Source organism: Roseomonas sp. BN140053, assembly GCF_047690175.1.
Classification (GTDB): Bacteria; Pseudomonadota; Alphaproteobacteria; order Acetobacterales; family Acetobacteraceae; genus Roseomonas.
This window is the reverse complement of sequence record NZ_JBLLEB010000010.1, coordinates 102,234-115,347: the sequence shown is the minus strand read 5'-3', so window position 1 is coordinate 115,347 and position 13,114 is coordinate 102,234. Positions and strand designations below refer to the sequence as shown.

Genomic DNA, 13,114 nt, shown 5'->3' with positions numbered 1-13,114 from the left:
GGTGCGCAACACAACGGCGCGCCGGCGGGCCGGGGTGCAGCCGGCATCGTTCACGTCCCGTCAACCAATGCGCCCCAGGATGCAATGGGACGCAGAGGAGGCGCTTCGGACCGTGACGACCCAGGCCACCGGCCGCCTCGCGCCCACATCTCATCCCGCGCCCACGGCCGGCGGCAAGGCCGTGGCCAAGACCGCCGACTTCAAGGGCGCCCTCGCCCGCGCGCAGGCGCCGTTTCCGCCCGCCCGGCCCCAGGCGGCCCGGATCAACGCCCAGTCCCTGGCGCTGCTGGCCCAGGCGGAAGCGAACAGCCAGGCGCGAGACGCCGCCGCTGCTGCCCGCAGCCTGGCCAGAACCGCGGCCGGGCCGGACCGCACGGCCGCCCCCGCCGGGGTGCAGGTGGTGGCGCTGCGCACCCCCGCACCGCGCGCCTTCGCCGCCGCGCCCGGGGCAGGGGAGGCGGAACTGCGGGCGCGGATCGCCCTGCTGGAAAGCGGGCAGGAGCCGGGCATGGGCTACGGCGCGCGCAACGCCTCCTCCGGCGCGCTGGGCCGCTACCAGTTCATGCCCGTCGCGCTGCGCGACATCGGCTGGCAGGACGCGCAGGGCCGCTGGACCGACACCGCGGCGCGGCAGGGCGTGACCAGCGATGCCGGTTTCCTCGGCAATGCCGCGGCGCAGGAAGCGGCGATGGATACCTACCTGCAGCGCAAGGCGTCGCAGCTGACGGCCAATGGCAGCATGGCGACGGTGGGACAGGTGCTGCCGGGGCTGGACGGCCAACCCGTGCCGCTGACCGAGGCCGGGCTGGTGGCGGCCGCGCATCGCCGCGGCGCCGCCACGGTGGCGCGCTGGCTGGAGCACCGCGCCCGCACTCCGGATGCGCCGCTGTCCCCGGCGCAGCGCAACGCCTTCAACAACGTGGAACAGCGCCTGCGCGACTTCGCGGGCGTGCCCTACGGTGCCACGCGCTCGGCCGGGGTGGCGGGCATGGGAGCGGGCAGCCCGGCGATCTGACCGGGCGGCAGGAGCAGCGCGCCGGTTTGCCGCCGTCCGCCCGCCACCGTAGGGTGCCGCCCGATCAACACGGGGGAGCGGTCAGGATGCGGCTCGGCGTCGCGGTGCGGGGACGGGGCTGATGCCCGGGATCGTCGTGGTGGGGGCCGGGCAGGCCGCCTCGCAACTCGCCTCCTCCCTGCGGGAAGGCGGCTATGACGGCGCGATCACGCTGATCGGCGACGAAGTGGAGGCGCCCTACCAGCGGCCGCCTTTGTCCAAGGAATTCCTCGCCGGGCAGGCCACGGAACAGTCCCTGTTCTTCCGTGCCGCCGACTACTACGCGCAGCAGCGGGTGGAACTGCTGCTGGGCGAAACGGTGGAATCCGTGGACCGGCCGGCCAAGCGCGTCCGGCTGCGCTCCGGCACCGCACTGGATTACGACCGGCTGGTTTTCGCCACCGGCGCCCGCAACCGCGTGCTGCCCGTGCCGGGCTCGGACTTGCCCGGCGTGTTCATGGTGCGCAGCCTGGCCGACGCGCGGGCGCTGCGCGAAGCCATGGCCACGGCGCGCGAGGTGGCGGTGGTGGGCGCCGGCTTCGTGGGGCTGGAGGTGGCGGCGCTGGCCGTGGCCCAGCCCCTGCCGGTCACGGTGATCGAGGCCACCGCGCGGCCGATGGCGCGCACCACCTCCGAGACCGCGGCGCTGTTCTTCGGCGCCCGCCACGCCGAGGCCGGCATCCGCTTCCTGTTCAACGCCCCCGCCACGCGCATCATCGCCGAGAACGGCCGCGCCGCGGGGGTGGAGGCCGGCGGGCAGGTGGTGCGGGCGGACCTCGTGGTGGTCGGCATCGGCGTGCAGCCCAACCAGGAACTGGCGCGAGACTGCGGCCTGCCCACGGGCAACGGCATCATCGTGGACGAGACGCTGTTCACCCCCGACCCGGACGTGGCGGCGATCGGCGACTGCGCCCTGTATCCCGGCGCCTATGCCCGGCATCCCGTGCGGCTGGAATCCGTGCAGAACGCGGTGGACCAGGCGCGCGCCCTGGCGGCACGCCTGGCCGGTGGCCCTGCCCTGCCCTATCGCGCCGTGCCCTGGTTCTGGAGCGACCAGGGCAAGCTGCGGCTGCAGATCGCCGGCCTGGCCATCGACCAGGACCGCACCGTGGTGCGCGGCGACGTCGAGAGCGGCAGCTTCTCCGTATTCTGCTACGAGGGCGACGTGCTGCGCGGCGTGGAAAGCGTCAACCGCGCTGCCGACCACGTGGTGGCGCGCCGCCTGATCGCGGCCGGCGTCCCGGTGTCGCCGGACGAGGCCGCCGATCTCGGCTTCAATCTGAAGGCCCGCCTGTCCGCCGGCACCGCGAAGCCGGCCTGAGCCGGGGCATCCGCTCCGGGCGGGGCGGCCGGTTCCGGGTGGTTTGAGCGTTGGCCAGGGGCGCTGCCCCTGGACACCAGGGCAAAGGCGCAGCGCCCCTCTGGCCCCGGCCAGAACACCGAAGACCAACCTCAGCCCGCCGGTTCCGGCGCGGGCTCTTCCTCGGCCATGGCTTCGGCCGGGGCGGGCGGCACCAGCTGCCAGGGCACGGACAGCACGGTCAGGCCGGCCCCGCCGTGGCGCAGCAGCTGGGCGCGCAGGCGGCGCTCGCGGTGCTCGTGCATCACCCGGGCCCACCAGTGGCCTTCCACCAGTTCCGGCAGCACCACCACGATGGCGCGGCCGGGGGAGCGACGCTGCACCGCCTCCACCTCGCGCAGCAGCGGCGCCAGGACGCTGCGAAAGGGCGAGGACAGGAGCCGCAGCCTGGGCAGGGGCGCGCCGGCGCGTTGCAGGGGCTGCTCCACCGCGTCGCGCCATTCCTCGCGCAGGGCCTTGGACTGGGCTTCGTCCGGCGCTTCTTCATCGGGGCCGGCCAGCTCGGTGACGTGCAGCACGGTGACCTCGGGCGAGAGCTGCCGCGCCACCTCCACCGCCTTGCGGCTCAGCCGGTCCCAGCGCGCGATCGGCACCAGCACGGCGGGCGGGGTCGGGTCGGACCGCACGGCGATGCGGCGCTCGGCTCCGCGCAGCACCTGCCGGTCCACGCCGTCGTAGTAGTGGCGCACGGTCACCAGCAGCAGCAGGGCGGCGGGAATGATGATGGCGGTCAGCCAGGCGCCCTCGGTGAACTTGGCCACCAGGATCACCAGCAGAGCCGCCGCCGTGAACAGCGCGCCCGTGCCGTTGATCGCCAGCTTCAGCCGCGTGCCACCGCGGCTGCCGGCCTCGCCGTCCTTGCCCGCGCGCCACCAATGCGCGGCCATGCCGGCCTGGGACAAGGTGAAGGACATCACCGCCCCCACGGCAAACAGCGGGATCAGCCGGTCGGTGATGCCGCCGAACAGGATCAGCAGCCCACCCGCGCCCACCGTCAGGAACAGCACGCCCACTGAATACACCAGCCGCCGGCCGGGCACGGCGAAGGGGCGCGGGAGGTAGCCGTCCTGCGCGACCAGATGGCACAGGCGCGGAAAGCCCACGAAGCTGGTGTTGGCCGAGAGGCACAGCACCGCCAGCACGCTCGATATGGTCAGGTAATACAGCCAGTTCCGCCCGGCCACGGCGGCCACCAGCTGCGACAGCACGCTCTGGTAGCCCTCGGCGGTCTGGTCCATGGCCATGATGCCGTAGCCCTGGGCGAGGTGGGCGATGCCCAACAGCAGCAGGCCCAGCACCGCCACGATGGCCGCCAGCGTGCCATGGGCGTATTTCACCCGCGGCTCGCGAAAGGCGCTCATGCTGTTGCTCACCGCCTCCACGCCGGTCATGGCGGTGCAGCCGCTGGCAAAGGCGCGCAGCAGCAGCCACAGCGTCAGGGCTTCCTGGCCCTGGGGGTGCGGCGGGGGCGGCACCACCGGCTGCGGCGGGCCCTCGGCGCCCATCATCTTGAACAGGCCCCAGACCAGCACGGCGGCCAGGCTGGCGATGAACAGGTAGGTCGGCACCGACAGCGCCAGCCCGGCCTCCCGCGTGCCGCGCAGGTTCACCAGGGTGATGACGGCCAGGATGCCCAGGCAGAGCGGCAGCGTGTAGGGGTGCAGCACCGGCAGGGCCGAGGTCAGCGCCCCCACCCCCGCCGAGATGCCGACGGCGACGTTGAGCAGGTAGTCCACCATCAGCGCCGCCGCGGCGAGCAACCCGGATTTCTCGCCCAGGTTCTCCCGGGCCACGAGGTAGGAGGAGCCGTTGTTCGGGTAGGCGGCGATGGTCTGCCAGTAGGACAGGAACAGCACCGCCAGCAGCGCCAGGATCACCCAGATGATTGGCGTCAGATGTTCCAGTCCCGCCGTGCCCGCCACCGCCAGCACGGCCAGTGCCGCTTCGGGCCCGTAGGAGGCGGAGCCGAGCCCGTCGAGCCCCATGGCGGGCACGCCGGCGACCACGCCGATCTTGCGCCCCTCGGCTTCCCGGTTGGCGACCGGGCGGCCGAGGAGGAATTTCAGGAAGGACATGCGCGCCGGCCCCGGCTGTCACGCGTCATCGGCTGTTTCCCCCGTTGCGGAAAGCCTGGGGTAACGCCGGACAACAGCGAAGGTCGCGGCCCGGAGCGCGCCGCCCGGACCGCGCCGGCAGCGCTACTTGAACTCGATCGGCGGCTCCTCGCCCATGTCGGGCATCGGCACCTCGATCCGCACGGTGGAGGGGTCCACGCCCGAACCCTTGTCCAGCCAATAGGTCACGCTTTCCGGCCACAGGATCAGGATTCCCACCAGGGCGAGCTGCAGCAGGAGCCAGGGGATCGCGCCGTAGTAAATATCCGAGGACTTCACGGAACGCGGCGCGATGCCGCGCAGGTAGAACAGCGCGAAGCCGAAGGGCGGGTGCATGAAGGAGGTCTGCATGTTCACGCAGAGCAGCACCCCGAACCACACCAGGTCGATGCCCAGCTTGGCCGCCACGGGGGCGAGCAGCGGGATGATGATGAAGGCGATCTCGAAGAAGTCGAGAAAGAAGGCCAGGAAGAAGATGAAGATGTTGACGAAGACCAGGAAGCCGATCTGACCGCCCGGCAGGTGCGACAGCAGGTGTTCCAGCCAGATGCCGCCATCGACGCCCTGGAACACCAGGGAAAACACGGTGGCGCCGATCAGGATGAAGATCACCATGGCGGTGATCCGCATGGTGTTGCTCATCGCCTCGCGCAGCAGCTTCCAGGAATAGCGGCCGTTCACCATCGCCAGGGCGATGGCGCCCACCGCGCCCATGGCGCCGGCCTCCGTGGGGGTGGCGAGGCCCAGGAAGATCGTGCCGAGCACCAGGAAGATCAGCACCACGGAGGGCACCATGCCCTTGAACACCCGCCAGATCAGCGGCCAGCCGCGCTGCGTGCGCGCCGATTCCGGCAGGGGCGGCACCTTGTGGGGCGCGAGGATCGACACCGCCGCGATAAAACCCACGAACAGCACGATCTGCAGGATGGAAGGGCCGATGGCCCCCGCGTACATGTCGCCCACCGACTTGCCGAGCTGGTCGCCCAGCACGATCAGCACCAGCGAGGGCGGGATCACCTGCGTGATGGTGCCCGACGCCGCGATGACGCCGGTGGCGATGCGCACGTCGTAGCCGTAGCGCAGCATGATCGGCAGCGAGATCATGCCCATCGCGATCACCGAGGCCGCCACCGTGCCGGTGATGGCGCCCAGCACCGCGCCCACCAGGATCACCGCGTAGGCCAGGCCGCCGGGGATCTTGCCGAAGAGCTGGCCGGTGCCTTCCAGCAGGTCCTCGGCCAGGCCGCAGCGTTCCAGCACCGCGCCCATCAGGGTGAAGAAGGGGATGCTCAGCAGCAGGTCGTTGCTGAGGATGCCGAAGACCCGCAGCGGCAGGTTGTACAGGTAGGCTTCGGTGAAGAAGCCCAGCTCGATGCTGATGAAGCCGAAGAACAGGCCCGTGGCCGCCAGCGAGAAGGCCACGGGAAAGCCGAGCAGCAGGAAAAGCACCAGCCCGCCGAACATGATCGGCGGCATGATATCCACGTTCATGGAAGCCTAGATCCTACTGCAGGGGACGTTCGTAGGTGGTCACGGCCTCGCTGGGCGGCTGTTCGCCCACCAGCAGGGCGATGCGCTTCACCAGCTCGCTCAGCCCCTGCAGCGTCACCAGCAGGAAGCCCAGCGGCAGCAGGATCTTGACCGGCCAGCGCAGCAGCCCGCCGGCATTCTGGCTGCCCTCGCCGCGGATCCAGCTGTCGGTGAAGAAGGGCCAGGTCATCCAGCTCAGCAGCGCCATGGCCGGCAGCAGGAACACGATCAGCCCGAACACGTCGATCCACAGCCGCGTGCGGTCGGACACGTTGCCGTAAACGATGTCCACCCGCACGTGCTCGTTGCGCTGGAGCGTGTAGCTGGCGCCCAGCATCACGATGGCGCCGAACAGGTACCACTGCACCTCCAGCCAAGCATTGGAGGAATAGGACAGCCCGTAGCGTATGAAGGCGTTGCCGGCGCTGATCAGCACGGCCAGCAGCGTCATCCAATCGGCGAGCTTGCCGAACTGCGCGCTGATGCTGTCCACGGTGCGGCTGAAGATGAGCAGTGGCTTCATGATGTCCTTGGAAACCCCGGCGGGGCGTTCAGCGGCGCGGCTGGGCAGCCTGTTGCTGCTCCTGCGCCTGCATCAGGTAGACGAAACTGTCGTAGGAATTCTCCGCCACCCGGAACCATTGCAGCTGGGTGTCGCGGAAGGCCTTGAAGTGCTCGTAGACCTTCTTGAAGCGGGGATTGGACGCCGCCGTCTCCTCGTACAGCTCGAAGGAGGCCTTGTAGGCGGCCTGCATCACCTCGCGCGGGAAGGCGCGCAGCTGCGTGCCCGAGGCAAACAGCCGGCGCAGCGCCAGCGGGTTCTGCACGTCGTACTTGGCGATGGTCTCGATCGTGGCGTCGCGGCAGGCGCTTTCCAGCACGTCCTTGTACAGCGGCGGCAGCTCGTCGTACTTCGCCTTGCTGATATAGAGCGACAGGTTCAGCGCGCCTTCCCAGAAACCGGGGTAGTAGTAGTAGTAGGGCGCCACCCGGTTGAAGCCGAGCTTCTCGTCGTCGTAGGGGCCGATCCACTCGGCGGCATCGATGGTGCCGCGCTCCAGCGCCGGGTAGATGTCGCCGCCGGCGATCTGCTGCGCCACCACGCCCAGCTTCTGCAGGACATTGCCGGCGAAGCCGCCGATGCGGAACTTCAAACCGTTGAGGTCGGCGACGGTGCGGATCTCCTTGCGGAACCAGCCGCCCATCTGGGCGCCGGTGTTGCCGGCGGGGATGGACACGATGCCGAAGCCGTCGAAGAACTCGCGCAGCACCTCGCGCCCGCCGCCGCCCTGCAGCCAGGCGTTGATCTGCCGGAAGTTGGCGCCGAAGGGGACGGTGCCGTCGAAGGCGAAGGTCGGGTCCTTGCCCACGAAGTAGTAGGAGGCGGTGTGGGCGCATTCCACCGTGCCGCTCTGCACCGCGTCGGCCACCGCCAGGCCGGGCACCAGCTCGCCGGCGGCGAACATGCGGATCTGGAAGCGGTTGTCGGTCAGGGCAGCCACGCGCTTGGCCACGTGCTCGCCGGCGCCGTAGATGGTGTCGAGCGACTTCGGGAAGGAGCTGGCGCAGCGCCAGCGGATCTCGGGCGCCGATTGCGCCAGGGCCGGGGTGGCCAGGGTGGTGGCCAGCGGTGCGGCCAGGGCGGTGGCCAGAACGGCCGGGGTGGCCCCGGTGAGCAGGCTGCGGCGATCCATGGTGTTCGAGGACTCCTCCAGCGGGCGCGATTGCGGCCCTTTATTGCTCTCAATACGGTGAGGACAGCCCCTTGAGAAGCAGCTTGCGTATGCCAGGGGGTGCGGCCGGCCGCACCCCCTGGCTCCCCCCGGCGCGCCTGCTATCGTGGCGGCCGTGCTGTTCTTCCTCCTCGTCCTGCTGGCGTCGCTGCTCGTGCTCGCCCTGGCCGGGGCGGTTCTGCGCGGGCCCGCCGCCGACACCGCCGTGCTGGGCGGCTCCGCCCTGGCGGGGCTGTGCTGCGCCGGGCTGGGCCTGCTGGCGCTGGTGGCGCCCGACGCGGCCGTGGTGGAATGGTTCCTGCCCGCCCTGGGGCCGGACCATCCCGGCGTGACGCTGGGGCTCGATGGGCTGTCGGGCTGGTTCCTGCTGATCCTCGGCCTGCTGGCGGCGGCCACCTGCGCCTGGGCCCTGCCGGATGGGCGGGGCGCGGCGCCGTCGCAGCGCGTGCCACTGCCGCTGTTTCTCGGCGGCGCCGTGCTGTGCCTGGCCGGTGCCGACGGCCTCACCCTGCTGCTGGGGTTGCAGGGGGCCGCCCTGGCCGCCTGGGCGATGCTGGCCCCCGACGGCGAGGCGACGCGTCCCGGCGACGCCGCGCCCGCCCGTCCCGCGCTGCTGGCGGCGCTGCTCGGCGGCGCCTGCCTGCTGGCCGCCCTGGCGCTGCTCGGCGCCGGTCCGCCGGGTGCGGCCTCGATGCGCTTCGCCGCCCTGCGCGCCGCCCCGCCGGAAGGCTGGCGGGCCGCGGCGGTGCTCGGCCTCGTGCTGCTGGGGGCCGGGGCGCCGGCCGGGCTGCTGCGGGCCCGGCGCGGCGCGGCCGGCACGGCGCCCGGGCACGTGGCGGCGCTGCTGGCAGGCGGCACGGCGGCGCTGGGCGCCTACGTGGTGGCGCGACTGCTGCTCGACCTCGCCGGCCCCGCCCAGCCGGCCTGGTGGGGGCTGTGCCTGTCGGTGCTGGGGGCCGCCGTCGCGCTGCTCGGGGCGCAGCGGGCGCAGGCGGCGGTTGAACTGGACGGGCTGGTGGCCGGCACCGCGGCGGTGCAGGCCGGGCTGGTGGTGCTGGGCTTCGGGTTGGCCGCGGTGTTCCGCGCCGCCGACCTGGGGCCGCTGGCGGCGCTGGCAGCCGGGGCGGCGCTGCTGCACGCCCTGCACGCCGCCCTGTTCCTGGCCTTGCTGTTCCTCTGCACCGCCGAGGTCGCCGCCGCGGCCGGTTCCCGGGCGCTGGACCGGCTGGGCGGGCTGGTGGCCGGCATGCCCGCCGTGGCCGCCTGCACGGCGGCCGGGGCGGCGGCGGCCTGCTTCCTGCCGCCCTCGGCCGGCTTCGCCTCGGGCTGGCTGCTGCTGCAGGCGACCCTGGCGGCGTGGCGCGCCGGCGACGTGGCGCTGCAGCTGGTGGTCGCGGGCGTGCTGGCGGCCGTGGCCCTGGCGGCGTCCCTGACCGCGGTGGCGATGCTGCGGCTGCTCGGCCTGGCTTTCCTGGGCCGGCCCCGCCACCCCCGCACGGCGGGCGCGGCCGATGCTGCCGGCCCGGCCCGCCCGGTGCTGGCGGGGCTGGCCGCGCTGTCCCTGGGGCTGGGGCTGCTGCCCGGCCCGCTGCTGCTGCTGGCGGGACCGGCCCTGGGCCGGCTGACCGGCACGGCGGCGGCGGAGGTCGCGGGGCCCCTGCTGGTGCAGGCCGGCGGCGAGGGCGGCCGCCTGCTGCCGCTGGCGGTGCCCCTGCTGCTCGCGGCCGCGACGGGGGCGCTGGTCTGGGTCACTCGCGCCCGCGGCGGCGCCCCGCCGGCGGCGCGCGGCCCGGCCTGGGAGGGCGGCTTCATGGCACCGCCGCCGCACCTGCCCTTCGGCGACCCGGCGACGCAGCCCGGCGCCGCCGGCCTGACCCTGGACTGGCCGCCGCAGCGGGCGCGCCCCGCCGCGGCCGTCGCGGCGGCCGAAGCGCACGGGCGGCCGGAACGAGCGGTTCCCGCGCCGGACACGCTGCGCGAACCGGCGCGGGCGCTGCTGCTCGCCCTGGGCGGGCGCTGGCGCGGCGGGCTGGGCGAGGGCTCCGCCCGGCGGGGGCTGGCGCTGCTGCTGGGGATGCTGCTGGCCGCGCTGGTGCTGGCCACCTGGCTGGGGCCGCGGCCGTGAGGCCTGTGCCGCCCGCAGCCCCTGGCCGGCCGCGCCCGGCCGGCGGCGACGCCGCGCGCCGGGGGGCAGCATGACGGCGCTGTCCGGCCTCGCCACCCAGGCGCTGCACCTGCTGCTGGTGCTGCTGGCGGCGCCGGTGGTGCTGGGCCTGCCGGCCTGGCTGGCGGCGCGGCTGGAAGGGCGGCGCGGCGCCGCGCCCTGGCAGCCCTGGCGCGACCTGCTGAAGCACCTCGCCCTGCCGCCGCTGCTGCCGGAACACGCTTCGCCGCTGTTTCGCGTCGCGCCCTATCTCGCGGCCGGGGCCACCCTGGCGGCGGCCGTCCTGGTGCCCTCCTTCGCGCGCGGCATGCTGCTGGCGCCGCTGGCCGACCTGCCCCTGCTGTTCGGGCTGCTGGCGCTGGCCCGCGCCGCCCTGCTGCTGGCGGCCCTGGACAGCGGCACCGCCACCGGCGGCCTGGCCGTCGGTCGCGCTCTGCCGGCCGCCGCCTTCGGGGCGCCCGCCCTGCTGGTGGCGACCCTGGTGCTGGCGGTGCTGGGCGGCGGCACCAACCTGGACCTGCTGGCCGCCAGCCTCGCGGAAGGCACGGAGGGGCGGCCCTTGCCGCTGCTGCTGGCCGCCGGGGCGCTGGCCGCGCTGGGCCTCGCCGCCACGGACCAGCTGCCCGCCTTCGCGGCCGGGGAAGGGTCGGGGCGGCGGGCGCTGCTGGCGGAAGCTTCGGGCCGCCACCTCGCGGTGTGGGAGTTCCAGGAAGGGCTGCTGCTGCTGGTCTGGCTCGACCTGCTGATCACCCTGTTCCTGCCCTTCGGCACCGCGCCCGCCGGAGCCGGGCCGCTCGCCTGGGCGGTGGGGCTGCTGGGCTGGGCGGGCAAGCTGGCGCTGCTCTGCCTGGCCCTCGCCACGGCGCGGACGCTGCTGGCGGCGCCGGCCCCGCGGCGGGTGCCGGCCTTTCTGGGCGGCGCGCTGCTGCTGGCGCTGCTGGGGGCGGTGCTGCTCTCGGTCGGCACGGCGATCGGCTGAGATGGCCGGCGCGGACCTCCTTCCCGGCCTCGTGCCGCTGCTGGTGGGCGGGTTGCTGCTCTGCTCCCTGGCGCTGCTGCGCGTGGCGCGGGGCGGCACGGCGATCGCTACCCTGGCCGCGCAGGGCGTGCTGCTGGCCGCCGTGGCGGGGTGGCGCGGCGGCGGGCAGGGCTCGGCCGAGCTGCTGGCCACGGCCGGCGTGCTGCTGCTCGGGGCCGGGCTGCTCTGGGGGGCGCGCGGCCTGCTGGCCGGGTGGCCCGCCCCGCCGGAACGCGGCGGCGCGCCGGTGGCGGGGCCGGTGGCGGGCGTCGCCACCGTGGCGGTGGCGGCGCTGCTGCTGTTGCCGGCGACCCGCGGCAGCCCCGCCGCCTTTCCCGTGCGCGAGGAACTCTCCGTGGCGCTGGCGATGCTGCTGCTGGGGATGCTGGTGACGATCCTGCGGCGCGGCGCGGCCATGCAGGTGGCGGGGCTGCTGAGCCTGGGGCACGGGCTGGTGCTGGCGGCGCTGGCGGTGCCCGGCCTGCCGCTGCCCGTGGCCCTGGCCGTGGTGCTGCCGGGCTCCGCGCTCCTGGTCGCGCTGCGGGGCGGCCTGCTGCGGCACCTGCGGGACGGGGCGCCCGACCCGCCGGGGAGCACGCCGCACTGATGCCCTCCCTCGCCGCCGTGCTGGCCTGGGCCCTGGTGCTGCTGCCCTTCGCCGCGGCCGCCGCCCTGCTTTCCGTGCCGCGGCCGCGCGAGGCGGGCTGGGGCAACCTCGCCGCGGCCGCCCTAGGGCTGCTGCTCTGCCTCGGCCTGCTGGCCGCCCCGCGCGGGTCGGGGGCGCTGGGCCTCCTGCGCGCCGATGCGCTGGCGCTGTGGCTGCTGCTGCCGGGCAGCCTGCTCGGGCTGACGGCGGCGCTGTTCGCCACCGCGCAGCCGCCGCCGGTTCTGCCCGCGGCCGCGCGGGGGCAGCCCGTGCTGTTCCAGCTGCTGCTCGGCACCCATCACCTCGCCCTGCTGGCCGACCATCCCGGCCTGTGCTGGCTGGCGCTGGCGGCGGCGGTGCTGGCCGCGGCCGGGGCGGTGGCGCTGTCCGGCGACCCGGCAGCCCTCCGCGCGGCGCGTCGGATGGCGGTGCTCTGCGGCGCGGGGCTGGCGCTGGCGCTGTTCGGCACGGTGCTGCTGATCCTGGCCGTCCCGCCCGAGGCGGCGGTTCCGCTGTCCTGGGCCGCCCTGCGCGCCGCGGCGCCGGGGGCAGATGCCGGCCTGCTGAACCTGGGCTGGGTGTTCCTGCTGCTGGGCTACGGCACGATGGCCGGGCTGGTGCCCTTGCCGGGCTGGCTGCCCGCGGCCCAGGCCGCCGCGCCCGCGTCCCTGGCGCCGCTGCTGGCGGGGCTGCTGCCGGTGGCGGCGCTGCACGCCGTGCTGCGCGCCGCGGCGGTGCCCGCGGCCGCCGCGGCGGCCCTGCCGCCCGGGCCCTGGCTGGCGGCCTTCGGGCTCGCGGCGCTGCTGCTGGCGGCGGCGCTGCCGCGCGGCGGCGACGCCCGGCACCTGCTGGGCTGGGCCGGCAACGCGCAGATTGGGCTCGCGGCGCTGGGCTTCGGCCTGGGGGCGCCGGCGGCCGGGCTGGTGCAGCTGGCCGGCCAGGCGCTGCTGCGGGGCGCGGCGCTGTTCGCGCTGGGGCGGGCCGCGACGCTGCGCGGCGATTCCGGGCTGGCCGGGCTGGTGGCCGCGCAGCCGGCGCTGGGCTGGGGCCTGGGGCTGGCCCTGGCGGGCCTCGCCGGCCTGCCGCCCTTCGCGCCCTTCTTCGCCGAGCTCGGCCTGGGCCTCGCCGCGGCCCGGGTGTCCGGCTGGTGGCTGCCCTTCCTGCTGCTGGGCCTGCTCGCGGTGGGCGCGGCCCTGGCGGCCGCCATGCAGGCGCTGCACGCCGCCCCGCCCGCCGCCGAGCCTGCCTTCCGGGCCGACTGGGCGGTGCTGGGCCCGCTCTGGCTCCACCTCGCCCTGGCCGTGCTGCTCGGCCTCGCCGCGCCGCCCCTGCTGGCCGAGGCGGCGGCGGTGCTGCGATGAGTGTGTCGCGGGTGGCCCGCGGGGGGCGCTGCCCCCCGCCCCCTGGGCAAAGGCTTCGCCTTCGCCCGTGCCGGGGACCTCGTCCGTCCCCGGACCCCGCCGTGAGTTGGCGCTGGTGGACAGGGGTGTCCCTT

General features: G+C 74.8%; 10 protein-coding genes. 6 read left to right on the top strand and 4 right to left on the bottom strand.

Going from position 1 to position 13,114, the window contains the following annotated elements; translation table 11 throughout:
- Positions 1–112 precede the first annotated feature (112 nt).
- Positions 113–1,015 (top strand): hypothetical protein, encoded by a 903-nt coding sequence (locus ACLIBK_RS12160; protein ID WP_415387520.1) that lies wholly within the window; start codon positions 113–115, stop codon positions 1,013–1,015.
- Between the two features lie 121 nt (positions 1,016–1,136).
- Positions 1,137–2,375: an NAD(P)/FAD-dependent oxidoreductase gene (locus ACLIBK_RS12155; protein WP_415387519.1), complete on the top strand. Its 1,239-nt coding sequence runs from the start codon at positions 1,137–1,139 to the stop codon at positions 2,373–2,375.
- 131 nt (positions 2,376–2,506) lie between these two features.
- On the opposite strand, the gene ACLIBK_RS12150 is transcribed toward ACLIBK_RS12155, so the two are convergent.
- The 4 genes from ACLIBK_RS12150 to ACLIBK_RS12135 all read right to left on the bottom strand — a co-directional run bounded on the left by ACLIBK_RS12150 (position 2,507) and on the right by ACLIBK_RS12135 (position 7,752).
- Positions 2,507–4,489, bottom strand: coding sequence for an amino acid permease (locus tag ACLIBK_RS12150; protein WP_415387518.1), 1,983 nt, complete (start codon positions 4,487–4,489; stop codon positions 2,507–2,509).
- A gap of 123 nt (positions 4,490–4,612) precedes the next feature.
- Complete coding sequence (locus tag ACLIBK_RS12145; protein ID WP_415387517.1) at positions 4,613–6,019, bottom strand: TRAP transporter large permease; 1,407 nt, start codon at positions 6,017–6,019, stop codon at positions 4,613–4,615.
- A gap of 13 nt (positions 6,020–6,032) precedes the next feature.
- Positions 6,033–6,581 carry a TRAP transporter small permease subunit gene (locus tag ACLIBK_RS12140; protein WP_415387516.1) on the bottom strand — a complete coding sequence of 183 codons (549 nt, stop codon included), beginning with the start codon at positions 6,579–6,581 and terminating at the stop codon, positions 6,033–6,035.
- A gap of 28 nt (positions 6,582–6,609) precedes the next feature.
- Entirely contained in the window at positions 6,610–7,752 is a 1,143-nt protein-coding gene (locus tag ACLIBK_RS12135) for a TRAP transporter substrate-binding protein (protein ID WP_415387515.1), read from the bottom strand.
- 145 nt (positions 7,753–7,897) lie between these two features.
- Here ACLIBK_RS12135 and ACLIBK_RS12130 point away from each other — a divergent pair, with 145 nt between their 5' ends.
- From ACLIBK_RS12130 to ACLIBK_RS12115, 4 genes are all read left to right on the top strand, one after another.
- The gene (locus tag ACLIBK_RS12130; RefSeq protein WP_415387514.1) at positions 7,898–9,916 is read left to right on the top strand and encodes a proton-conducting transporter membrane subunit; all 2,019 of its coding nucleotides are present in this window, start codon (positions 7,898–7,900) and stop codon (positions 9,914–9,916) included.
- A gap of 70 nt (positions 9,917–9,986) precedes the next feature.
- Positions 9,987–10,934 carry a formate hydrogenlyase gene (locus ACLIBK_RS12125; RefSeq protein WP_415387513.1) on the top strand — a complete coding sequence of 316 codons (948 nt, stop codon included), beginning with the start codon at positions 9,987–9,989 and terminating at the stop codon, positions 10,932–10,934.
- 1 nt (position 10,935) lies between these two features.
- Positions 10,936–11,580: a hypothetical protein gene (locus ACLIBK_RS12120; protein ID WP_415387512.1), complete on the top strand. Its 645-nt coding sequence runs from the start codon at positions 10,936–10,938 to the stop codon at positions 11,578–11,580.
- Positions 11,580–12,980: a proton-conducting transporter membrane subunit gene (locus tag ACLIBK_RS12115; RefSeq protein WP_415387511.1), complete on the top strand. Its 1,401-nt coding sequence runs from the start codon at positions 11,580–11,582 to the stop codon at positions 12,978–12,980. Before ACLIBK_RS12120 ends, ACLIBK_RS12115 begins: the two co-directional genes overlap by 1 nt.
- Positions 12,981–13,114: the final 134 nt, after the last annotated feature.